Source organism: Chroococcidiopsis sp. CCALA 051 (assembly GCF_003015105.1).
GTDB lineage: Bacteria > Cyanobacteriota > Cyanobacteriia > Cyanobacteriales > Chroococcidiopsidaceae > Chroococcidiopsis > Chroococcidiopsis thermalis.
Window position 1 is genome coordinate 1 of the sequence record NZ_PYCI01000102.1, and the last position, 24483, is coordinate 24483.

Genomic DNA, 24483 nt, shown 5'->3' on the forward strand with positions numbered 1-24483 from the left:
CTTAGCTCCTAACCCCTAGCTCCTAACCCCTAGCTCCTAACCCCTAGTTATGGCTGAACCAATTCCGCCAGTCACATTGCCACCAGCTAAAGATCCTCTACAAGAGGGGGAATGGTTGCGAGCAGCCCTGCAACAATGGCTCGATACAGAATTTCTGCCAGAGCCGGCTAATCAACAAATATCTCGTCGCGCTGCTCAAATATTTGTCCGGCAGCGAATGGAGGGAGAGAACGATCTAGGTTCACTAGCGATCGCGATCGTCACAGAAATGCAAGAATTTGATTTTTCTAAAAGCTTTTACAGCGAATTTGCTGTTGCTAATGCAGTCAGCGATCTGCTCCTAGATAGCTTGGGCATCGATCGCTGTTGCGGTCAATAAAACCTACCAGCTCGACTTAACGACTCCTGGTAATAGCCCTTCGTGCGCCCACTCTCTCAACACGTTCCGAGACAGCCCAAAGTCTCTGTAATACCCTCTAGGACGACCCGTAACCCAGCAACGATTGTGGAGGCGGGTGCGAGAGCTACTGCGGGGTAAGCGTTGAATTTGCCGATGGATTTCTAGTTTCTCGACTTGAGATTCGGCGTTGTGAAAATCCTCAAGTAATGCCTCACGTTTGTCAGCATACTTTGCAACTATCTTTTGGCGCTTTTTCTCGCGCTCGATCATGCTCTTTTTAGCCATAAATGCTGAAAGCTATTGTTCCCTAAAGACACCGTTTTCCATTGTATCTCATCAGTTATCAGTTATCAGTTATCAGTGGCTAGTGGCTAGTGGCTAGTGGCTAGTGGGGTGTAGGGTGTGGAGATTGTAAATTTCTTTCTCCCTCAGCTGGGCGACTCTCCCCCCTCTCCCTTGTCTCCCCCCTCTCTCTTGTCTCCCTCACTCCTCGCTCCTCACTCCTCACTCCTCACTCAAAACACTAGGGGGAATCTCGTCTAATAACGGCAGAGCGGCTGAGGGACACAAATCGGAGAGCAAACATGCCTGACATGCAGGATTGCGTGCTTTGCAAATAGCTCGTCCGTGATAAATAATCCGAATTGAAAAGTTTTCCCAGTCATCTGAGGGGAGCAACCGAATCAAATCGCGCTCGATGTGAATGGGATCTGTATTTTTCGTCAATCCTAAACGATAGCTCAAGCGTTTGACGTGGGTATCTACCGTGACTCCAGCATTAATCCCAAAGGCATGAGCCAGCACCACATTTGCCGTTTTTCGCGCCACTCCTGGCAAGCGTAAAAGCTGTTCCATGCTGGGAGGGACTTGTCCTCCATATTCCGCTACCAAGATCCGGCAGGCGGCTTGAATGTTCTTAGCTTTGTTACGATAGAACCCTGTCGAACGGATGAGATTTTCAATCTCAACTGGTTCCGCCTTAGCTAGTGCTTCAGCATCGGGAAACTGCCCAAATAAAGCAGGCGTGACTAAGTTCACGCGCTCGTCCGTACACTGAGCTGAAAGTATAGTTGCAATCAGAAGCTGAACAGGTGTTGCATAATTGAGCGTACAAGGGGCATTGGGGTACAGCCGCTTCAGGCGCACTAGAATTTCCAATGCCCGTTGTTTTTTCGATGCCCACTTCCGAGTTATGTTCACTGAAAGAACTTTTGCACCCAAGGTAGGTTAGCAGTATCGCGCACGATCAGGAAAATTCCCAATCCTAACAATAGCATTAGCCCTGTTTGCATTACGCCGTCTTGAATGCGAGTCGGTAGGGGCTTACCGCGCAGTCCTTCCACAAATAAGAACGCCAATTGACCACCATCTAGAGCTGGTAGAGGCAAGATGTTGATGATAGCAAGGTTGATGCTGATTAAAGCGGCAAATTGAAGTAAATTAGCTGGATTCGATTGGGCAATATTTGCGCCAAACTCTACAATTTTGACTGGTCCTGCAACTTGGTTGGCAGTTTGGCTGAAGTTACTAATCAGTTGGACGAATCCCTGACCCGTGAGAACGACAATTTTTTGGAATTCGTTTGCTCCCACGTTGAAAGCTTGCAGAATATTCGCAGCACGGCGAGTTTCTAGTTTACCGTTGGGGTTGAGTTGAACGCCGATCCGTCCTTGACCTTCAGGGCTGCGTTCTGGCGTAATAGTTAAATCTAGAGTTCGATCGCCCCGTTGAAGTTGTAGTTCTAAAGGTTGGTTGGGATGCGTTGCGATCGTCTGCTTGACGTATTCCAAAGTCCCGGGAACAGCCTCTAATCGCTTTCCCTCGATTGCTAAAATTACATCTCCTGGTTGAATGCCCGCCTTAGCAGCCACAGAACTCACATCTGTAGCCACCACAGGGACGAGTACCCCAGGTTCGGGGACGAATTTTTGCACGCCTACAGTTCCTACTTGAGTCACCAAAAGCAAGTAGGCAAAAATTAAGTTGGCAATTACCCCAGCACTAATGACAATTGCGCGATCGAGAATCGGGCGATTGCGTAAAAGATTGGGGTCATTAGGAGGAATCGTACTATCGGGATCGTCGTCAGGAAATCCCACGAAACCACCCAAGGGAAAAGCACGAACCGCGTATTCGGTTTCCGGTCCCTGATATTTCCACAAAATCGGTCCAAAGCCCAAGGAAAAACGATTGACATGAATACCCTGTGACCGTGCGGCTATAAAATGTCCTAGCTCGTGTACCAAAATTAAAACGGCTAAGACTGCGATCGCTGCCAAAACTGACATAGAATCAATTCTCGATAAATTTAGCTACATATTTCTTCATTGTAATGAGTGGTGCGTGGTAATTAGTGAATAGTGGCTAGTGGCTAGTGGCTAGATTCTTCAAGACACTAGCCACTAGCCACTGATAACTGGTCACCGATCGCTGGTCACTGATAACTGTTCCCTCACCTCTCCCCAATGACTTCTCGCCTTAAGTAAGGTTGCAACACCTCCGGTACTTTTACCGTGCCATCTGGCTGCTGGTAATTTTCTAAAATTGCTGCCATTGTCCGACCTACAGCTAAGCCGGAACCGTTGAGAGTATGGACGTACTGGGTTCCTTTTTTGCCTGCTTCCTTAAACCGGATGCTCCCCCTGCGAGCTTGAAAATCCATGCAGTTGGAGCAACTGGAGATTTCTCGATACTTTTCCGATGAGGGTAGCCACACTTCTAAGTCATAGGTTTTTGTAGACGAAAAGCCAAGATCGCCTGTACACAGTTCTAGAACTCTATAGGGTAGTTGTAGTGCTTGCAAAATCGCTTCTGCGTCTTGCAAAAGTTTTTGATGCTCTTGTTCCGACGTGTCAGGATGGACGAATTTGTATAATTCGACTTTATTAAATTGGTGTAGTCGAATCAGTCCCCGTGTATCTCTACCATAGCTACCAGCTTCGCGGCGAAAGCAAGGCGTATAAGCACAGTGATTAATTGGCAAATCTTCTGCTGCTAAAATTTCCCCTCGATAGAAATTAGTAATTGGAACTTCAGCTGTGGGACTGAGCCACAGATCGTCATTGGCGCACTTAAAGCTTTCTTCAGCAAATTTGGGTAGTTGACCGGAGGCTGTGAGGGATTGAGAATTAATCAAAAAGGGTGGGATAATTTCTACATAACCTGCGGCGGTTTGGCGATCGAGCATGAATTGAATTAACGCTCTTTCCAACTGCGCCCCAATACCAATTAAACTGACAAAACGGCTTTGAGCTATTTTTGTCGATCGCTCGAAATTGAGCAGACCTAGCTTTTCACCAATTTCCCAATGGGGCAGAATGTTCGCGTTTTGGGGCAGATACTCATCGCCCCAACGCCGCACTTCAATGTTTTCTGTTTCGTTTTTGCCAATCGGAGTAGAATCGCTTGGTAAGTTGGGAATTGTTAGCAAGAAAGTTTCGATTTGTTCTTTTAGCTCTCTTTCTTGCGGTTCGAGTTCGCTCAACCGAGTTTTGATCGTGTTGCCTTCTTCTCGCAAATCTTGCACTTCTGGAGAGTCAGGACTGCTACCAGATTTAATTTTTTGTCCGACGAGTTTACCAATTTCGTTACTACGGGCTTGGAGTTGCGATCGCGCTTGTTCTAAGTCCCGCTGTTGACGGTCTAACTCCAACAATGGTTGCAAGTCATAGTCGCCACGACGCTGCAACCGTTCTTGCACGGCTTGGGGATTTTCTCTAATTTGCTTAATATCCAGCACGGATCTGTTTAGCTTCTTCTAGTTCTGGTTACAACACTATCATGAGCGGTAAGGAGTGGGGAGTGAGGGGTGAGGAGCGAGGAGCGAGGGATTATTGGAAAAAACAGACAAGGAGACAAGGGAAAAATAAATACCATTTCTTCTCCCTCTCCCCAAATCTCCTATTCTCCCACTTCTTCCCTCACTCCTCACTCCTTGCTCCTCACTCCTCGCTTAACTCCGATTAATCCGATTGAGTAGCCATAAAGCGCTGGATAATCCCAGAAAGTGAGCAAAAATGGTGTTCGTGTTTGCTTGCACTGCTAATATGTCCAATCCGCCAATAATCCGATTGGGATCGAATATTCCGGTTGCGATCGCCTGGGGTGATATGGCTCTAGCAAATAGAGTCCCAATAATCGCATAAGCTCCAAACAGGCTTAAGAGCATTCCTACCAAGTTAACGACTAAAGCAAATTTGATCGCTTGAATCGTATAAACTTTGCGCGGACGGTTAGCAGGATTAGATGACCGAAGTTGTCTGCCTAGTCTGGTGTATCGAAAAGCACAGTAGACGCTCATGCCAAGGGCAATCAAGCCGCAGACAGCGAGAAAAATACCAAATCCAGTCCCAGGATTGTTACTAGGACTACCAGTTCGCTGACTGAATACGGCAAATAGCAATAAAACTATGGCAGAAACAACACCCAAAACGATCTGCGACCAGAAGCCAATCCAACCAGTCAGCCGAAACTGGTTAGCAATGGATTCAAGCGATGCCGGAGGAGGCTTCGTACCCGACTTATCAAACATATTTATCTCCAGTTTGGATTTATTAAACAGATACTTATCACTCTTAAAATAGAATTCATAATTCGTAACTTGTAATAATTCTTACATCCAAAATCCTCAAACCCTACTCCACAGCCCTTCCTGTAAGAGATCTTGTCGCGTTGGGTCAGACAAGAAGCAAAAATGTAATGAATTTTGAATGAAGTTTAGCAGACAACTTATGGTTCTGCGTTTAAAATTGCCTCAACCGCATTCCGGTGCGATCGGCGAAGTTTTGCAGAGCGATCGCGGCTGAGTGTGAGAAACAAGGATTTCGTCAGAGATGATTGTCAAAAGTGCTGTTTTTTGTGATTTATGGATGAGAAGTAAACTAAAGCTATGAGAATTGAGGATATTTATCAGTTTTTCCAAAATCCTCCTCCGACCTATTTGAGCCAAGAACTTGCAGTATGTTACGTGCTGTCAGTTTTGTTAAAAGGAGAATCCTACGGCACGGAACTGATTCAAAAGCTGGAGAGCGAATACCCTAATTATCGCCTTTCCGATACAGTCCTATATAGCGCACTTAAGTTCCTGGAAGATGAAAAGGCAATTCTCGGCTACTGGAAGAAGGTTGAGGGAAGAGGGCGACCGCGACGGATGTATCAGATAAGCCCAGAATGGCAAGTACAGGCGCAGGAGTTATCTCGACTGTGGCAAGAGTATATTAGTAAGGTGGTACGCTAATGGCTGATCGATCGTGCAAAAATCGATTGTGAAAAAGTCGAACAGGCGCTGTTCAAACGCAAGATAGCTATGACTCCGATTCTCTCATCGACCCTACTGCTGACTTTATTGCTGTCAGTGGGGCTGTTTTTCTTCATTCGAGCCTCTACTAAAGACCGAACGCAAACGCTCCATCTGGTGTCCGCACAGCCAGAAGCTTCGTTGATGGCGCAACTACAACAGTATTTGCGCTCGCGTTCCTATACTGTTTCTGAGGTGGATGCTGAGAAAAATTCTGTTACGTTTGAGGGAGTTATCCGACCGAGCTTGTTTCTAGCTGTGTTTCTCTCAATCCTTGCCACGGTGGGAATTCTTTGCCTGATCTTGGTTTGGTCGTTACTATTTCCAAACTGGACGGCGGCTTTCTCGCTCCTGATTTTGCTAGCTCCAACAGCAGGTATTTTCTATTGGAAAAAAGCAGCCAGGAAAGAACGGGTATCTCTTAAATTAGAGGCAAATACGGGCGATCGCATCTCGCCACAAAGCCTACTCACAGTCACCGCTCATCGGGATGAGTTAATTCAATTGCAGCGATCGCTGAATTTGAAGCTAGCAGAGTAAGGAGATCGAAATCTGGAATTCGCGTAGCCTTGCGTGTAGCAATATTTTAGGGGAAGTATATACTTCCCCTAAATTTCATCTTTGCTTTGCTTAAACGCGACTCACTCGCGTTTGACTAAAACGCTAATGATTTCAAAATCTCCAATACCTAACTTTTGGTTGTCATTTAGCTTCGGCAACGCCTTAGGCTACCTGTGTGCGGCAACGAGTTCCTTTTCAGGAGGATTTTCTAGTACCCGTAGACTAGGGAACAAGAAATGATTCTCTTCTACATACTGCGCCCCAAACAAACCTTTTTCTGCCCAGAAGTAGCGATCTGTAGTGTGCTCGTTTCGCTTAACCAGCAGCAATGCAGGCGGAGCAATTCCCTCCGCTTGAATAAACTTCCGAGCAGCAGTCACGGGTTTATCTTCGCCACTTTCAATGCTATATTGAGGCACATGCTCGAGGATGCGACGTCCTTCCTGGCGACGACGACTTTTGCGCTTGCGTCTTCTTGCCAACCTGTCTCCCTCCTTTTTTTAACCAGAAAATTGTATTTATATTTACAAAATCCGTCGTCAGTATATCGATTTGAGTTAGAAAAATCAACTTATGTTAAGCGTTTGCAACAAAAAACCCGCTAATGTTGAAAATATGATTAATAAAACGACACAAGCGATCGCAGTCAATTAAGATTCTTAATCCACTTACAATTCAGTTATCAGTTGTCAGTTATCAGCGACTTGTGACTCGTGACTTGTCTTGCTCCCCCAGTTCTCTTCCCCCGACTCCCAAATTCTTGCCGTAGCCCTTCGTAATGCCTGCCAGTGCTGAGTTTATTTCATTGTGTCGCTCTCAAGTTGCCTTGCTAACCCAAGGAATGGGGGCGGCTTTGAGCGTGGTATATCTGACGGAAAGATTAGTAGAGGAAGGAACAGCACAGGAGAAGCTGATCCCTGTCGTAGCCTATCCAGAGTCAGCAGTGAGGTGGCAGGGACTAGAGTTAAATAGTGCAGCACTTCCTGCTACAACAAGTCGCCTTCAGCCACCGCGATTGCAAGCAAAAGCCACTGCAAAAAATATAGATACTGTATCTTTGCCGGAACTACCGACCGAGGCAAATGTAGCTGAAGCGGCAGAAACGGCAGATAAAGCCCTAGTACCGAGCCAACAGATTGTTTTACCACTGCTTAATGAAGGAGTGTTAATTGGACTACTCGTGACTAGTCGGGAGGATAGAGCATGGAACGAGCGAGAACGGCATGAAATCGAACGAGTGGCGCAAACGCTAACGTTGGCAAGACTTTTAGATCGGCGACGAGAGCGATCGGAACAGCAGCTCAGCCAGCAAAAGCAACTACAAGCCCAACAGCGAGAGTTATTAGATAACTTACTGCACCAGTTTCGCAACCCACTGACGGCATTGCGGACGTTCGGCAAATTGCTGCTCAAGCGCTTGCTACCTGGAGATGCAAACCGAGCTGTGGCAGATAATATCGTGAGAGAAAGCGATCGCTTGCAAGAATTGCTGCAACAATTCGATCGAGTCATCGACATGACAGAGGAAGATTTAGAACCAACCAAATCCCTTCCTCCAGCCACAGAGGTGCGATCGGCAATACCTATACTCAATACCCCTTTACCACTGCTGCCCAATCGCGAAGGCACTCAGAGCGAGATTTGCACGATTGAGGACGTGCTAAAACCCTTGCTAGCTTCTGCTTGGGCGATCGCTCAAGAACGCAACTTAGAGCTGCTTGCAGATCTGCCACCAAATTTACCAGCAGTGCGCGCTCATCTAAGAGAATTGCGTGAGGTATTAAGCAATTTGCTTGACAATGCAATTAAATATACTCCGCCTGGAGGCAAAATTTACGTCCAAGCAGGATTAGAGCGAGACAACTTCCAGGGCATCGCCATTAGCGACACGGGGGTAGGTATCCCCCCGCAAGATAAGGAGCGAATTTTCGATCGCCACTACCGAGGTAGACAAGCAGATTCAGATATTCCTGGTACGGGTTTGGGACTAGCAATTGCTAAGGCACTGATCGAACAAATGCAAGGCACGATTGAAGTTTTTAGTCCTGCTTTGTGGCATCCCACCCCAGAAAGTAGCGGGGGAACTACGTTTATTGTTTGGTTAATGGTAATGGGTAATGGGTAATGGGTAGTTAGTAGTTGGTAGTTGGTAGTTGGTTGTAGCTCCTAGTCTCCTCTGCTCCTTACTCGATCGCTCCCTGCTTCCTGATAACTGTTCACTCATAACTGATAACTGAACGAGCAAAGCGCTGCGCTAGGGGTGGGATGATAACGAGGGGATTGCTGAATCCAGAAAAGATGTGGATGCCTGTTTTGCCAGGGATGTTACCGATTAGTGGCAGGGGATAACTTCGTTCAGCTTTGCTAACGCGGCTGAAACTAACTAAACAGTGATGCCAAGTTCCCGGCAGGTCTTTGAGTGCTGGTAAAATTTGCCCTACACTTGCTCGAATAGTAGCTTCGCTGGCTTCGGGATTAATGGTAGCTTGGGTATCGGTCAAAGTGCGGCTCAACTGCCCTAATCGCAGGCTACCATCGAGAAATTGAATCGCCCCAGCATCTAAAATTGGGGGTGCGAGTTCTAATCCTTGTTCGTCCCATAGGCGATCGTTTGTCGTCGATGCGGCTTCTAGTTGAAAGCGTTGAAGTCGAGCCGGCATCACGAGCGATCGCAATTGGATGTCAACTGGTGGAATGTCAATTAACTCAGCATGAGTAAAGTACAGTTCGATCGAAATGCCTGCTGCTTTGAGTAAAGCACGACTCAATCCACCCGCGCAGATCGCTGTGTTGGCACTGCAATACGTCTCGCTGACGGTTTTTACCCCTCCTACCTTGTCGCCTTGTTGCCAGAGTTTGAGTACTTGAGCAAACTGAAGATCGCCCCCCGCCCGTAGAAAGGCTTGGATGTAGGCTTGAGCGGTTTTTTCAGCATGGATGTGACCGTGTTTTACCGTCAATGCCCCTGTGATCGCTTGAGGGTTTAATAATGGTTCTAGTTCGCAGGCTTCTGAAATGCTGAGAAGTTGTGGCGGAATGGCAAAATCAGCATAGGTAGCAGCGACTGCTGCGGGGTCGTCATCAGCTGCAATTGTCAGCAGTAAGTCTAGTTCCCGAAATTGAGTGTCGGCGGCTAATTCTTCCGAGAGAATGCGATGACGGGCGATTCCTTCAGCGCACAATTGACGCATCGTATCGGTAGTACCAGACCAAAAAGCTAAACCACCATAGCTATAGCGAGTCGCATTTTGTCCTGTTGGATCTTGTTCTAGCAGCAGGACGGAAAAGCCTTGCTGAACTAATTCGTAGCTCAAAGCTGCGCCAGCAATACCTCCACCTACTACAATCCAATCGTATATTTTCATACTTCACATACGCTGTTCGATCGCTCATCCAGATCCTATCGCAGCTGCTAAGTAAGTCAAAAGTTAAAAGTTAAAATTAGAAATTAAGCTGTTTATTCATAATTAATGCCCTTTATGTGGTGGATATTTGGCATTAGTGCGTCTGACTAACCAGTAACAAATAGAAAGAGCAATAATCGCTGCTGCAAGTGCTAATAGTTGAGAATCAGTAATTTTGCCAAGATCGAGAATGATAATTTTGCGAGCAATTGCAATTAAAGATGTGACAATTACCATCTCGATTTGAATGATATGACTGCTAAGATAAGAAGTAATATTTTGCGTAATTTCTAGAGCAATAAGAATATTTAAAAATAAACCAAATATTCTGAGTAAGCCAGCAGAAAAATTCCCTAGTTCAGAGACAAGTAGCAGTTCTTTAGCTAAAGTCACGCCCAAATCTATAATGGCAAATAAAATAACTCCTAACATTGCTAGCGTTAAGAGTTTGGCAAAAAAATCTTCTACTTTATCAACAAAAACTAAAAAATTTGGATTCGTGTTTTTATCTACTAGAGGTGATATTAGTTTTCGCAATAACTTCATTGGTTAAAAGTCAAAAGTTAAAAGTTAAAATTCAAAAGACTGCAAGCTAACTACACCCAGCAAATTAAATGTCGAATAACTAATGCTGATGAGAAGATCGTACCAGAGATAAGCCAAGATAGAAGTATTCTGCTAAACGTTACAGTTCCAGCAAACCTGGTGGCGGTGCGATTTCAATTCTTCTCATCTCTAGATCTACAACAGGTGCGATCGCTTTCACAAATGGAATCAAAACTTTTCTTGGGGGAGTCGGGAGTTGGGAAGCGGGTGGAGGCGGAGGTGTCCTCCGCATCGGAACCGCGTAGTCGGGAGTCGGGAGTGGAGGATCGCTAATTTTGACTTCTGACTTTTGACTTTTGACTTCTTGATACAACTGTACTTCCAACAAGTCGTTTCCAGCAGGAATGACATCTGTTACCGTACCGATGCTCTCGCCAGTTTCTTGTAAGAAAACTTCTAAACCGATTAGATCGACGACATGATATTCATCTTCTCCTAATTCGGGGCGATCGCTTTCTGGTACGAGCAAGACACAATCCCGTAATGCTTCAGCTTGGCTGCGATCTTCAATTCCCTCTAAGGCTACCACGTACAATCCCTTACCTGGAATATCTCGACCTTCAATTAATTCAATTGGTTCTGGTTCTGTTTTCCCCGGACGCAATAACCAACGCTGTCCTGGTTCGACAAATCGTTCGGGAAAGTCTGAATCGGGGTAAACTCTGACTTCTCCATCTAACCCTTGGGGTGCAACGATTGTACCAATTGCTAACCAGCCATCGGGAATTTGTGGTTTTTGATTTTGAGATTTAAGTTTTGAACTCGTATTTTTGCCATTCATAATAGTAGCGTTAAACCGCAAACTCCTGGGCTAAATCTATCAACGATCGGTCGGTTACTCTGAAGACAGTCCACTCATTCATTGGCACTGCTCCTAGTTTTTGATAAAAGTTTATTGCTGTCTCATTCCAGTCTAATACCCACCACTCCAAGCGACCGCAGTTTCGCTCTTGAGCAAGATAGGCTAGATAACTGAGCATAACACGACCGATTCCCCGGCCGCGCATCTCTGGTTTTACGTACAAATCTTCTAGATAAATACCCGCACGTCCGAGAAATGTTGAGAAGTTATGAAAGAAAAGTGCAAAACTGACAGGTTGCTTTTGATAGTAACCTAAAATAACTTCTGCGCCTTTTCTGTCGCCAAAAAGAGACTCTCGTAAAATAGCTTCAGTAGCAACAACTTCATGACTCAGTTGCTCGTACTCAGCCAGCTCTTTGATAAATTGTAATACTAATGGTACGTCATCCGGTTCGGCAAATCTCATCTCAAAATTGAGAATTTTAGTTTTAATCATAAAACTACTGAGATGTCGATTGGGAATCTTTTAACTTTTAACTTTTAACTTTTGACTTTGCATAAACCTGTTCTGCTACTTTTGCGAGTCGCTGCATTCCCACTGCAATTTCTTCATTGCTAGCAGTCAGACTAATCCGCAAACACTGTTGTTTGTGAATCCAATCTTCGTGCAAACCAGGGAAGAAGGAACTACCAGGAACGACAATGACATTTTCTTGTTTGAGTTGTTGATAAAATTCCCAATCGGTTAAAGGTAAATCTTTTAACCATAACCAAGCAAAAATTGCTCCTTCGCCACGATGCAAAAACCAAGGTATATCAGGCATTGCCTGTTCTAAAGTAGATTCTAATACCTCAAACTTTTGCCGATAAAAAGGTCGAATGACATTGCTAGAAATTTCTGCCAAAGCACCAGAATTAATCGCTAAAGCCGCGATCGCCTGTCCGTAGCGTGACGGATGGATGCACATATTTGTCTGAAACGATTCCAGAATTTGAATTAACTTCTCATCTCCGATCGCTACTCCAATTCTTTCACCTGGCAATCCGGCTTTGGATAAACTCATGCAATGGAGAATGTTGTCACCAAATACAGGAGACATTTCCGTAAAATTCAAAGCTGGAAAGGGAGGCGCATAGGCAGAGTCGATAATAACTGGAACGTTATAAGGTGCAGCCAAAGCTGCAATTTTCTTGACTTCCTCATCCGTCAAAACGTTACCCGTAGGATTGCAGGGACGAGAAAATATGACGCATCCCGTCTCTTCGTTAATTTTAAGTTGACTGAAATCGGGGCGATATTTGAATCTATGGGCGGCTGAATCGATATCTAGTGCAGGCTTATAGGCAATTAACGCTTCTGGGGCAAGACTTACGCCACCATAACCCGTGTAATCTGGACTTAGGGGTAGAACGATCTGCCTTAACTCACCATCGAGACAGTAGCCACCAAAAGCATTTGCAGCGTAGAAATAGAGAGTTTGACTACCAGGTGTAATCAGGATATTGCGATCGCTTAAGTTTAACCCGTAGCGATGATTGAAATCAGATGCGATCGCGCTAATCAGTGGCGCGTACCCCTGACTCGATCCATAACGACAGACAACTTCGCCATAGTCAGAACTAGCTAACAACTGTGCCGTACAGTCTCGCCATAACTGTTCTACTTCCGGCAAAATCAGCGGATTTCCCGCACTTAAATTAATAAACTCCTTACCTGCACCTGCTTGCAGCGTTTCAATAATATCTTTCATAATTGCTCGCACCCCCGTTAGGTGGGACATTTGAGCGCCAATTTTCGTTAGGGCAGGGTTCATAAGCAGATGTGTAGGAGACTTTCTTAATTTAACCAAATCGGAGGAGTCGGGAGTCGGGGAAGAGAGCTGAGGAAGCAGAGGGGACAAGGGAGACAAGGGAGACAAGGGAGACAAGGGAGACAAGGGAGACAAGGGAACTGAGGCTGAAACTGGCTGTTGCCTCTTGCCTCGCGCCTCTTGCCTTATTAACCAACTACCAACTACTCATTACCCATTACCAAACTTAACATCCAGCAAAATTTTGTTAAAACATCCTTTATCTAATTTGACACTGAAATCTGGAAAAAGTGTAAATAAAAATCTTAAAGTAGACATACTCCGTATATGCTAAAAATCCTAACTGGGATGATGTTGGCGAGGATAAATTACCCAGGTTTCTATTACCGAGTCGAGTTTTAATTGGTTTGTATTGCCATCGGTTTTAGAGCAGAGAGTTCACAAGAGAGTACTGGAAGAATATGACGAATAAATCTGCGATCGCCCCAGCACAAAAGCTGAGCGAAAAACTACCCCTGCCACTCAAAAGATTGGCAGATCTGGCTTATAACTATTGGTGGAGTTGGACGAGCGAACGAGTTTTCCTATTTCAAAACATTTCGCCGGAAGCGTGGGAGCGTTACGGGCATAACCCTGTAGCCGTGTTGGAATCGGCTTCTTACGAACGCCTGACCCAATTAGCAGAAGACCCTTTCTACATCAAACATTTATCCCAGGTGGTGGCTGAGTTTGATGCTTACATGAATCAGCAAGATACCTGGGTGAGTCGAGTTGCACCGCAAATTTCCTGGCAAAATCCGATCGCCTATTTCTGTGCTGAGTTTGGCATTCACGAATCTCTCCCCGTTTATTCTGGCGGTTTGGGTATTCTGGCTGGAGATCACCTCAAATCTGCTTCCGATCTGGGCGTACCTCTGATCGGCGTAGGATTGTTGTATCGTCAAGGCTATTTCCGGCAGCGGCTCAATCGTAGTGGTTGGCAAGAAGATTACTACATTGACAATGTTTTCCAGCAAATGCCGCTGGAGTTGATGTTGAACGAACGGGGAGAAGCCCTGACGATCGCGCTGCAAGTTAGACAGCGGATGGTCAAAGTTCAAATTTGGCGGACGCAAGTGGGTAGGGTGAGTCTCTACTTGCTCGATACAGACCGCGAAGACAACGACCCGATCGATCGCTGGCTCACGGGACACCTCTACGGGGGCAACCAAGACACGCGGATCGCCCAAGAGGTGGTTTTGGGGATTGGCGGAGTCAAGGCGCTTACAGCTTTGGGAATTCAGCCCTCAATTCACCACTTGAACGAGGGACACGCTGCGTTTTGCACCCTAGAGATTGCTTGGCAAGAAATGGAGCGGACGGGCAAACCTTTCTACGATGTGGAAGCGAGCGTCCGCAATCGCTGCGTCTTTACGACTCATACCCCCGTACCCGCCGGACACGATGTTTTCTCTCCCGATTTGATGGATTCTCATTTTGCGCAATATTGGGCGCAGTTGCGGCTATCGCGAGAGCAGTTTTTAGCTTTGGGCGCGAAAAGACTGGGCGATCCTTGGGAGCCTTTTGGTATGACTGTCTTAGCGCTGCGGATGTGCCGCGCTGCTAATGGTGTGAGCGAATTGCACGGCAGGGTTTCGCGGCAAATGTGGACTGCTTTGTATCCCGATCGCCCTGAAAACCGCGTACCCATCGGTCACATCACCAATGGCGTTCACGCCCCGACTTGGACGGCTCCGTTGATGGCTGACCTTTATACTCAGTATCTAGGTACAGATTGGCAGACGCGGGCGATCGATCCGGCAATGTGGGCAGATGTCGATCGCATTCCCGATGCGGAATTATGGCAGCGACATCAAGTTTTGAAAGAGCGTTTGATTGCCTTTACCCGTTACAGAATCAAAAAAGCCAGAACGGATCGGGGTGAAGTAGGCGATCGCATCCATGCTGCCGATCTGTTGCTCGATCCCAATGCTCTCACGATTGGTTTCGCCCGTCGCTTCTCCCAATACAAACGGGGCAATCTGCTGTTACGGGATGCGGAAAGAGCGTTGAAGATCTTTGGTAATGCTCAGCGTCCAGTCCAAATTGTCTTTGCTGGTAAAGCTCACCCCGCCGATGAGGAAGGTAAGCGGATCATCCAAAAATTGATGGAGTGGTGTCAGCATTCTGCAATTCAGCATCGAGTGGCGTTTATTGAAGACTACGACATTTACGTAGCACAGAAGTTAGTGCAAGGCGTAGATGTTTGGTTGAATAATCCCCGTCGTCCCCTGGAGGCTTCTGGTACGAGCGGGCAAAAAGTCTGTTTTAATGGCGGGATCAACTGTAGCGTCCTTGATGGTTGGTGGTGCGAAGGCTATCAAGTTGGGATGGATGGCAAGGGAATCAACGGTTGGGCGATCGGTGAAGATGCTCATACAAGCAATCAAGAGTTGCAGGATCGGATCGATTCTGAATCCCTCTACAAGTTATTGGAAGAGGAAATTGCGCCTCTATACTACGATCGCGACAACAACGGCATTCCGCACCGCTGGATTCAAATGATGAAGGCATCGATTAAGACGAATGCACCTCTGTTTAATACGGATCGGATGATCGCCGATTACGTGACGCGCATCTACGCTCCTGGCTGTTCGACAATCTCTACACCAAGTTTGGCTCAAGTGATTGTCTGATTTGATTTGCCAATTTCTCTAATAGCGGTTTTCAATTGGGTAAAACACGCGATCTGTAGGGGCGCACAGCTGTGCGCCCCTACAAATGTCACGCACGAGATCGAGAACTGATCTAAAAAGGGGGGATCTAGTCCTATAGCTACCCTTGAAGAACGAAAGTTATTTCTGTCCAATTAACAGCGCTACGGGAAACTCTTTCAACGTGTCAGCAACTGGCAACTTTCCATCAGTTTGAATATTTTGATGAGTAATTGTGTCCTCCCACTTTGAAGCTATTTCGGCAGGTATTTGAATATAAGTATCTTGCCAAACTTCGCCAAATGGATACTCGCCAGGTTGAATTAAACTCGTTAAGAAACGAGGGGCGATCGCAATAGCTGTTGTATTTTCAAAACTGCGGGCGAAAGCCACGATATTTTCTTGATACTTACCCCTAATTTCTAAAGGCTGATAGTCTCCTTTTTGAAAGACATCTAGATATTTCGTTCTCGCTTTCAAAATTTGATGAGTTAGAAACAGCTTAATTCTGCCATCTTCCTTTGTAGCTAGCAGATCGGAAATTAGAGCAGAAATATTCGTGCTAATTTTCTCTTTGATTTCCGACAAATAAGAGTTTCTCTGCTCGAAATCAACTGGACGACGATTATCTGGATCGACTAAGCTTAAATCCCATAATTCTGTTCCTTGGTAAAAATCAGGAACCCCAGGAGAAACTGATTTTAGCAGAGTTTGAGATAGGGAATTAAAGATACCATAGTAAGAAACCTTCTTTTGAAATGGGAGAAACTCTTTCAGAAATTGATTGTTTTCCGACTGATTCAAGACTGCTTCGACAAAACTAGTACAAGCATCTTCATAAGTCTGATTTTGCCGCAGCCAAGCCGTGTAGACTTTTGCTTCGCGAATTGCCTTGAGCATATATTCTTTGACGCGATCGCTAAAGCCATTTATTTCACTCTCTAAGAATGGATATGCCCCTACTAAAGTTTGATAAAATGCGTATTCATCATTGCGATCGGGAAAAATTGAGTTTTTATGTTGCGTTTTATAAGAACGATTTAATTCCATCCAACTACGAACTTGTTGCTGCCATTCGTCAGGAATTTCTGACAAAACGTTAATTCTCGCCCTCACATCTTCACCCCGTTTGGTATCGTGGGTTGAAGTTGCACTCATAGCATGAGTCCATGTCTGATTTCGATGTTGGTTAAAACTATGAAACTCAGCTAAATCCATTCCAAAATGATCTGGTTCGCCACCTACTTCATTTAAAGAAAGCAAGCGGTAATAAACATATAAAGCTGTATCTTCTACCCCTTTTGCCATCAGTGGTCCCGTATATTGTTGCATTCGCATGACAAAATATAACCACTGGTCTTTCTCAGCTTGAGTCAGAGTGGGTTCGTATTCTAGTAAGAATAGTTTCTCGATAAAATTCAGTTCGTTTTGTAACAGAGGTGTGCCATCTTTAGCAGCTTGAATGACTGCTTGAATATACTGTCGATCCTGCTCAGAAATTCCGGCAGCATTGATGTAAGTACAATAGATGGGAAAACGGGTGAGAACTTCTGCGATCGCACGTTTTAAGCCATTGAGAGTAAAATCATTACCATAACGATATCTACCCGCAATTTTCTTTAGCAAGACACTCAAGTTATCAATATCACCTGCTAGATTTTTATCGATAATTAAATGCTTTTTCTCGGCTACAACATCAGGAAAAATCGTGATAAATCCGGTTAGATTTCGATAAATTTCGTCAAACTTATCTCGATTTGCTTTTTGACAGAAAAGTCCATTCACATAGTTTAGATAATCGTAGCCAGAAGTCCCCTGAATTTGCCAGTAATTAGGTATGTCTTCCCCAATTTGCAAAATCTTTTCGACGGTGATATAAGTATCACCTACTTTTTCCCGCAGTCTTTCTAAGTATTGAGTAGGATCGTAAAGACCATCGATGTGATCGATTCTTAAACCTGTAAACTTGCCTTCGTTAACTAATTTTGCAATGAGTTCGTGAGTAGCGTTGAAGACTTTGAGTTCTTCTACTTTGACTGAGATTAATTCGTTGACTGTAAAAAATCTGCGATAATTAATTTCTTCTGCACCTACTTTCCAGTAAGAAAGTCGAAAGAACTGTTCTGAAAGTAACTTATCTAAAAGATTAAAACTTTCAGTATTTCCTGGTTCGCCATTAAAAACCTTAATATTATCATCGATAAAAGCTTTTACTTCAGGATTGCCTTCATACAGTTCCCAAAGTAAGCCTCTAACAAATTCTGTTTGATCTTGTCTTCTTTGTTTACCAACAACATCAGCAGAGATATTCTTAAGAATGTAGAGAATTGCTAGAAGTTTAACAAAATCTGGATGTCTTCTACCTAGGGTTCTAGCTAATTTACCTAAATTGTAGGTCAAGAAAGTCGCATAGGATTCTAGTTTTAACGGCAAACTTAGACTGTAATAGTTGACAGTTAAGCCGCTTTGTTCGTACTTGAGTTGAATTTCTCCATTCTCTAACGATTCTCCATAAAAATTTCCTAGCATCGGTGCTAAGATTGGTTCTTTGTTATCAGTGAAAGGAGCATTCCAAGCAATGTCAAAATATTCTACATAGGCTGAATCTGAACCATTTTCTAAGACATCCATTAACCATACATTTTGACTGTCATAAGCCATGTGGTTAGGGACGATATCCTGTAACCAACCTAATTGATGCTGTTGAATTTCGGCAATCAAAGCATCAAAATCTGCTTCAGTTCCTAGTTCGGGATTGAGTTGAGTTGGATCGACAACATCGTAACCGTGAGTACTACCCGTTCTAGCTTTAAATATCGGTGAAGCGTAGAGATCGGAAACTCCCAAAGCTGCTAGATACGCGGTAATTTTTTTCGCATCTGCAAATTTAAATTCCGAGTTAAATTGAATGCGGTAAGTAGCTGTGGGAATGCGCATGAGAATGGTAATGGGTAATGGGTGATGGGTGATGGGTGATGGGTAACTGTTAATTATTAGATTTGATAGCAACCAAGCTATAACAACCACCAATTAACAATTACCAATTACCAAAACTACGTGTTTTCGTAAAGTACAAAGTTGTACGATCGCAGTTTTATTTCTTCGCCCGAATTGATTTTATCTGGGGCGACAGTACCGGAACCTTGCCATTTTTCATCGGCAGAATCGAGAATCTTTTGCCAATTATTGTGGCTGAGTTCTGGTGCGAAGCTAACATCATTTTGGTTGAAGTTCATCAGACAAAGAATTTGGCTGTCGTCACTCCATCGCCGCCACCAGACAATTTTTTGTTGTTCGTCTGCACCTGCTTCTATGCTGTCTCTTTCTTTTTTAATTAAAACAGGAGCAGTAGTGCGAAGTTGAATTAATTTTTGATACCAAGACCAGATAACTTGGTGTTTACCTTCTTGGCGTTTTTCCCAATCCATTTTACACCCGAGAAAAGTTTTGGAAGATTCTGGATCGGGTGGGTCTCCTACGGCGTGAAAGGCAGCAAATTCCTGTTTTCTGCCCTCACGGACTGCTTTAATTAAATCTGGGTCAGAGTGGCTGACAAAGTATGTAAAAGGTGCTTCTTCGGCATACTCTTCACCCATGAATAGCAGAGGAATATAAGGTGAAAGAATTACCGCTCCAGCAGCTAGTTTGAGAGCATCAAAAGAGATGAGTTTTGATAGTCTTTCTCCTAACAACTGATTGCCAATTTGATCGTGATTTTGAATGCAAACGACAAATTGAGCGAGATCGGTGCGATCGCGAGCAGAACCACCATGAAATCTCTGACGATGAGGTGCATATTTCCAGTCATAGACAAATGTATCGCGATAGGCTTTTGCTAAGTCTTCGCATTTCCCAAAGTCTTGATAATAACCGTCACTATCGCCTGTTAATAATGCATGTAAAGCATGGTGAAAATCATCGCTCCACTGAGCATCAAGTTCGTATCCACCTACTTCTTTGGGACGAATAATTTTGGGGTCGTTTAAATCGCTTTCAGCAATTAAGTAATACTTTCTCCCTTGTTGTTCGGAAAATTCTCGAACTTTTTCGGCTAATTCCGCTAAAAAGTGTTTTGCGCCTAAATCGTAAATCGCGTGAACTGCATCTAATCGCAAACCATCAATATGAAATTCTCGCAGCCAATAAAGAGCATTTTCAACAAAAAAGTGGCGCACGTCGTGACTGTGGGCATCATCAAAATTAATGGCGCTGCCCCAAGGAGTGCGGTAAGTTTGAGTAAAATAAGGAGCAAAATTGCTGGTGTAATTACCTTCAGGTCCAAAATGGTTGTACACCACATCAAGAATCACCGAAATTCCCTGTTGATGACAAGCTGCAACTAATTGCTTTAACTCTTCGGGAGTACCGTAAGAATTTTGCACGGCAAACGGGTAAACCCCATCGTAGCCCCAGTTACGATAAGCGCAACTCCCATCTGGGGGAATATTGCCAGGAAATTGCGCGATCGGCATAATTTCGATCGCGTTGACTCCCAACCCTTTCAAATCTGCCAAACGGGGAATAATTGCAGTAAAAGTCCCTTCTGGAGTAAACGTACCGACATGTAATTCATAAATAATCATCGCGTCTAGCGGTACGCCAGCCCAATCGCCATCATCCCAAGTAAATTCATGGCTTATCACTTGAGAAGGCTTATGTACGCCATGCGGTTGAAAATAGGAAGCTGGATCGGGGCGAGTTTCGCCACCATTTAATTCCAGAAGATATTGCGTACCTGGAGGGATATTATCGGCTACAACTTTCCAGTAGCCATCTTCCTGTTCCATCTGCAAAAAGCGTTCTTCGGGGGATACAATTTGAACACCCAGTGACTCGATATTCGGTCCCCACACGATAAATTCACAGCGATCGCCGCCTAAATAGTTAGCACCAATTTTCATAAATTTGTCATTTGTCATTTGTCATTTGTGAGTGACTGGTGACTAGTGACTAGACTCAATTCTAGTCACCAGCCACGAACCACTAGCCACTGCTTAAACCATCTGACGCAGCAGGACGAGCGATCGCGCTGTAACTGGAACGGTGCGATCGCCTGTATAGATGCTTTCTTCTTGAATAAAGCGCGGTTCTTTGGTATCAATAACTAATACCCACTGGTTATCTTGCATTCCCTGTGGCAAGTTGAATTCAAGAGTTTCATAGTGGGCGTTCAAGAAGATGAGAAAGCTATCGTCGCTGATGCGTTGACCTTGTTTCCCAGGACTGGGAATCATGTTTCCATTTAAGAACACGCCCATTGACTTCGCATATCCGATTTCCCACTGTTCCTGATCCATCTCGCTACCGTCAGGATTGAACCACATGATATCGCTGACACCAGAACCGTGAATCGCTTGACCTTGGAACCACTTACGGCGACGAAATACAGGATGTTGGCGGCGGAAATAGATCAACTCGCGAGTAAAATCTAATAAATCTGTATTTCCCTGTACCAAATCCCAATTAAACCAAGAAATTTCACTGTCTTGGCAGTATCCGTTATTGTTTCCATGCTGCGTCCGACCCATTTCATCACCCCCAAGTATCATGGGGATACCTTGGGACAGCATCAGAGTCACGAGGAAGTTCCGGCGCTGGCGTTCCCGTAACTGCAAAACTTCTGAGTCGTCTGTCTCGCCTTCTGCGCCGCAGTTCCAAGACCGATTGTGACTTTCACCGTCGCGGCTTTCTTCGCCGTTAGCTTCGTTGTGTTTCTCGTTGTAACTGACGAGATCGTTGAGCGTAAATCCGTCATGAGCGGTGATGAAGTTAATGCTAGCATTAGGTCGCCGTCCGTTTTCTTGATAGTACAAGTCGGGGCTACCCGTCAGCCGATAGGCAAATTCTCCCAGAGTACTGTCCACGCCACGCCAGAAGTCTCGCGCCGTGTCGCGATATTTGCCGTTCCACTCCGACCAGAGAACGGGGAAGTTACCAACTTGATAACCACCCGTACCGATGTCCCAAGGTTCGGCAATTAATTTTACGTCGGCGATCGTCGGATCTTGGTGAATGATATCGAAGAATGCTGACAGTCGATCCACTTCGTACAGTTCTCTTGCCAAAGCTGAAGCAAGATCGAAGCGGAAGCCATCGACGTGCATTTCTGTCACCCAGTAGCGCAGGCTATCCATGATCATCTTCAAAACTTGGGCGTGGCGCACGTTGAGGGAGTTGCCGCAACCTGTAAAGTCCATGTAGTATCGCGCGTCGCCGTCTACCAAGCGGTAATAGTTGGCATTGTCAATTCCCCGCATCGATAGGGTAGGACCCATGTGATTGCCTTCACCCGTGTGGTTGTATACCACGTCTAAAATGACTTCAATTCCAGCACGGTGCAGGGCTTTAACCATTTCCTTAAACTCCCTCACCTGCTCGCCTAAAGTGCCACTAGAGCTGTATTCGGAGTGAGGCGCGAAATAATTGATCGAATCGTAGCCCCAGTAGTTTTTCAATCCTTTGTCCGCTAAATGTCCTGGGACGGAAAGGAAGTGATGTACGGGCATTAATTCAACTGCGGAGATTCCCAGGCGTTGCAAATGCTCGATCGCGGCTGGATGTGCCATTCCCGCATAAGTACCGCGCAGTTCTTCGGGAATATCGGGGTGTAGCTTAGTGAAACCTTTAACGTGAGTTTCGTAAATAATCGTTTCGTTCCAAGGAGTACGCAGGAGTTTATCGTCTTCCCAGTTAAAACTTTGATCGACAACGACCGATTTCGGCATCAATGGGGCGCTATCCAAATCGGAAAACGATAAATCGGCTTCTTCAGACTCCCAAGAGTAACCATATAATTCTGGACCATTGCCAACTTCCCCCGCGATCGCTTTTGTGTACGGATCGATCAGCAGTTTATTGGGGTTAAAGCGATGTCCTTCTTGGGGTGCGTATGGTCCATGCACTCTATACCCGTACCGTTGACCTGGACCTATACCTGGTATGTAGCCGTGCCAGACGAAATTACTGACTTCTGTTAGCTGTATGCGAGTTTCTTCGTCATCGCGATCGAACAAGCACAATTCTACACCTGTGGCATTTTCCGAAAACAAGGTGAAGTTCGTGCCTTTGCCGTCCCAACAGGAACCCAAAGGATAGACATTGCCTGGCCAGAGTGCAACATACATAGGTTTGACTGCGTGTCAAGTATTAAGTAGTGAATGACTGATGACAGTAGGAATTTAACTAAAGGTTCTTCCTACTTTTGGTAGAGTCTCTCTCAACACAGTACCGATTCCGAATTAGCTTGACTATCTATCCTAAGCAGGAATCAGTTGTCAGCGATCGGTTACTAGTGGCTAGTGGCTGGTGACTAGAATTGCTCTCTTGTCTCCCTTGTCCCCCAACTCCCGACTCTCGACTCCCAACTTCCTAATTAGCGGCTATAAATTTGTGTCATTTCCAACAGGCGATCGCGTAGTTGAGGTGTTAGCATTTCAGAACTTTCGTAACGCCAACGCCAGTTGCCTGCATTGACACTGGGATCGTTCATGCGGGCGCGATCGTCTAAGCCTAAAATGTCTTGTAGAGGTAGAATAGCTAAGTCTGCAACTGAGGCTAATGCCAGTTGGATGAATTCCCAATTAATTTCTGTTATTTCTGCCGCAGATTCGTCACCCAAATATTTCGCGACAAATTGCTTTTCTTTGTCGCTAGCTTTGTTCCACCAACCAATAGCTGTATCGTTGTCATGAGTACCGGGATAAACGACACTGTTATGGATATAATTGTGAGGTAAATAGGCATTACTTGAGTCGTCTCCAAAGGCAAATTGCAGAATTCTCATGCCTGGAAATTGAAAGCGATCGCGCAATTCTTCGACTTCTGGGGTAATAATGCCTAAATCTTCTGCCATAATTGGCAAACTTCCCAAAGCGTTACCTAAAGTTTCAAAAAATTCTACTCCTGGGGCTTTAATCCACTCGCCATTAATGGCAGTCTCTTCGCCTGCTGGGACTTGCCAGTATGCCTCAAAACCGCGAAAATGATCGACGCGAACGATATCGACATATTCTAAGGTGGCTTGAAAGCGTTGAATCCACCAAGCAAAGTTTGTTTGTTGCAATTTATCCCAGTTATAGACAGGATTTCCCCATAATTGTCCCGTAGCGCTGAAATAATCTGGGGGAACGCCAGCGATATATGTAGGTTCAAAAGTTTGGGGATCTAATTTAAATATTTCTGGACTCGACCAGACATCAGAACTATTGTGACAAACATAAATTGAAATATCGCCGACAATTTGAATATTTTTGTCGTTGGCGTATTTTCGTAGTTGTTTCCACTGCTCGAAAAATTTGAATTGAACGAAATTATGATAAGCGATACTATCTTTTAAAGAATCTCTTGCTGCTTGCAACGCATCTGGCTCTCGACGCGCGATCGCTCGTTCCCAATTATTCCAGCTTTTCCCTTCGTTGGCTTCTAATAACGACATAAAAAGTACGTAGTCATCGAGCCAGTAAGATTGAGATTGACAAAATTGTGCGTATTCTGAGTTTTGATGAGTATTAGCTTGTTGAAAGTTTTCAAAAGCGATTTTAAGGAATTTAGTTTTATGCGGAATGACGCGATCGAAATTAACTCGATTCAAATCCACATTTTCTGATGGACTTAGTTCTTCTTTCTTCAACAATCCTTCTTCTGCTAGCGTATCGAGGCTAATTAATAATGGATTGCCAGCAAAAGTGCTGAAATTCATGATATATGGAGAATGCTCGTATCCCGTGGGTCCCAAAGGCAAAACTTGCCACAATTTTTGTCCGCTACTGGCGAGAAAATCGATGAATTCGTAAGCCGATTTTCCTAAATCGCCAATTCCATATCGGCTGGGAAGACAGGTAGGATGCAATAAAACGCCGCTAGCACGTTGGAATGTCATAGGGATATTTGAGGTGAACCAGGATAGAAGAT

Annotated in this window: 21 protein-coding genes; 5 read left to right on the top strand and 16 right to left on the bottom strand. The window is 44.9% G+C overall.

The genetic code is table 11. The features are described 5' to 3' along the window. The first annotated feature begins 49 nt into the window (after positions 1-49). Entirely contained in the window at positions 50-379 is a 330-nt protein-coding gene (locus C7Y66_RS21465) for a hypothetical protein (RefSeq protein WP_015153567.1), read from the top strand. Positions 380-382: 3 nt separating this feature from the next. Here the strand turns inward: C7Y66_RS21465 and rpsN are convergent, their stop codons facing one another. The 5 genes from rpsN to C7Y66_RS21490 form a co-directional block, all read right to left on the bottom strand. Further along, complete coding sequence (gene rpsN / locus C7Y66_RS21470) at positions 383-685, bottom strand: 30S ribosomal protein S14 (RefSeq protein ID WP_015153568.1); 303 nt, start codon at positions 683-685, stop codon at positions 383-385. Positions 686-904: 219 nt separating this feature from the next. Continuing rightward, positions 905-1600 carry an endonuclease III gene (gene nth / locus C7Y66_RS21475; protein WP_106547154.1) on the bottom strand — a complete coding sequence of 232 codons (696 nt, stop codon included), beginning with the start codon at positions 1598-1600 and terminating at the stop codon, positions 905-907. Further along, positions 1597-2688, bottom strand: a complete 1092-nt coding sequence (gene rseP, locus C7Y66_RS21480) for an RIP metalloprotease RseP (protein WP_015153570.1) — start codon at positions 2686-2688, stop codon at positions 1597-1599. Before rseP ends, nth begins: the two co-directional genes overlap by 4 nt. Before the next feature lie 164 nt (positions 2689-2852). Further along, on the bottom strand, positions 2853-4139 hold the full coding sequence (gene serS / locus C7Y66_RS21485; RefSeq protein ID WP_106547155.1) for a serine--tRNA ligase: 1287 nt from the start codon (positions 4137-4139) through the stop codon (positions 2853-2855). 213 nt (positions 4140-4352) lie between these two features. After that, positions 4353-4931: a DUF3611 family protein gene (locus tag C7Y66_RS21490; RefSeq protein ID WP_106547156.1), complete on the bottom strand. Its 579-nt coding sequence runs from the start codon at positions 4929-4931 to the stop codon at positions 4353-4355. A gap of 357 nt (positions 4932-5288) precedes the next feature. Here C7Y66_RS21490 and C7Y66_RS21495 point away from each other — a divergent pair, with 357 nt between their 5' ends. Continuing rightward, entirely contained in the window at positions 5289-5636 is a 348-nt protein-coding gene (locus C7Y66_RS21495) for a PadR family transcriptional regulator (protein WP_015153573.1), read from the top strand. Between the two features lie 69 nt (positions 5637-5705). Then, positions 5706-6236: a cofactor assembly of complex C subunit B gene (locus C7Y66_RS21500; protein WP_106547157.1), complete on the top strand. Its 531-nt coding sequence runs from the start codon at positions 5706-5708 to the stop codon at positions 6234-6236. A gap of 188 nt (positions 6237-6424) precedes the next feature. On the opposite strand, the gene C7Y66_RS21505 is transcribed toward C7Y66_RS21500, so the two are convergent. Then, a complete protein-coding gene (locus C7Y66_RS21505) occupies positions 6425-6739 on the bottom strand; it encodes a DUF3155 domain-containing protein (protein WP_015153575.1) in 315 nt (104 codons plus the stop codon). Between the two features lie 296 nt (positions 6740-7035). Here C7Y66_RS21505 and C7Y66_RS21510 point away from each other — a divergent pair, with 296 nt between their 5' ends. Beyond that, complete coding sequence (locus tag C7Y66_RS21510) at positions 7036-8382, top strand: sensor histidine kinase KdpD (RefSeq protein WP_106547158.1); 1347 nt, start codon at positions 7036-7038, stop codon at positions 8380-8382. Here the strand turns inward: C7Y66_RS21510 and C7Y66_RS33070 are convergent. The 6 genes from C7Y66_RS33070 to C7Y66_RS21535 all read right to left on the bottom strand — a co-directional run bounded on the left by C7Y66_RS33070 (position 8359) and on the right by C7Y66_RS21535 (position 12883). Further along, positions 8359-8481 carry a hypothetical protein gene (locus C7Y66_RS33070; protein ID WP_255410033.1) on the bottom strand — a complete coding sequence of 41 codons (123 nt, stop codon included), beginning with the start codon at positions 8479-8481 and terminating at the stop codon, positions 8359-8361. The genes C7Y66_RS21510 and C7Y66_RS33070 overlap by 24 nt on opposite strands. Beyond that, the gene (locus C7Y66_RS21515) at positions 8474-9622 is read right to left on the bottom strand and encodes an FAD-binding oxidoreductase (RefSeq protein ID WP_106547159.1); all 1149 of its coding nucleotides are present in this window, start codon (positions 9620-9622) and stop codon (positions 8474-8476) included. Before C7Y66_RS21515 ends, C7Y66_RS33070 begins: the two co-directional genes overlap by 8 nt. A 102-nt stretch (positions 9623-9724) precedes the next feature. After that, a complete protein-coding gene (locus tag C7Y66_RS21520) occupies positions 9725-10207 on the bottom strand; it encodes a phosphate-starvation-inducible PsiE family protein (protein ID WP_015153578.1) in 483 nt (160 codons plus the stop codon). A 139-nt stretch (positions 10208-10346) separates the two neighbouring features. Next, a complete protein-coding gene (gene rimM, locus C7Y66_RS21525) occupies positions 10347-11048 on the bottom strand; it encodes a ribosome maturation factor RimM (protein ID WP_106547160.1) in 702 nt (233 codons plus the stop codon). Positions 11049-11058: 10 nt separating this feature from the next. Continuing rightward, on the bottom strand, positions 11059-11565 hold the full coding sequence (locus C7Y66_RS21530; RefSeq protein WP_199197558.1) for a GNAT family N-acetyltransferase: 507 nt from the start codon (positions 11563-11565) through the stop codon (positions 11059-11061). A 37-nt stretch (positions 11566-11602) separates the two neighbouring features. Next, a complete protein-coding gene (locus C7Y66_RS21535) occupies positions 11603-12883 on the bottom strand; it encodes a valine--pyruvate transaminase (protein ID WP_106547161.1) in 1281 nt (426 codons plus the stop codon). A 458-nt stretch (positions 12884-13341) separates the two neighbouring features. Here C7Y66_RS21535 and glgP point away from each other — a divergent pair, with 458 nt between their 5' ends. Then, positions 13342-15555: an alpha-glucan family phosphorylase gene (gene glgP, locus C7Y66_RS21540; protein WP_015153582.1), complete on the top strand. Its 2214-nt coding sequence runs from the start codon at positions 13342-13344 to the stop codon at positions 15553-15555. Positions 15556-15714: 159 nt separating this feature from the next. On the opposite strand, the gene treY is transcribed toward glgP, so the two are convergent. The 4 genes from treY to malQ all read right to left on the bottom strand — a co-directional run bounded on the left by treY (position 15715) and on the right by malQ (position 24451). After that, positions 15715-18510, bottom strand: a complete 2796-nt coding sequence (treY, locus tag C7Y66_RS21545; protein ID WP_106547162.1) for a malto-oligosyltrehalose synthase — start codon at positions 18508-18510, stop codon at positions 15715-15717. Positions 18511-18626: 116 nt separating this feature from the next. After that, on the bottom strand, positions 18627-20474 hold the full coding sequence (gene treZ / locus C7Y66_RS21550) for a malto-oligosyltrehalose trehalohydrolase (RefSeq protein ID WP_106547163.1): 1848 nt from the start codon (positions 20472-20474) through the stop codon (positions 18627-18629). 93 nt (positions 20475-20567) lie between these two features. Further along, entirely contained in the window at positions 20568-22697 is a 2130-nt protein-coding gene (gene glgX, locus C7Y66_RS21555; RefSeq protein WP_106547164.1) for a glycogen debranching protein GlgX, read from the bottom strand. A 248-nt stretch (positions 22698-22945) separates the two neighbouring features. After that, entirely contained in the window at positions 22946-24451 is a 1506-nt protein-coding gene (gene malQ / locus C7Y66_RS21560; RefSeq protein WP_106547165.1) for a 4-alpha-glucanotransferase, read from the bottom strand. Positions 24452-24483 lie beyond the last annotated feature (32 nt).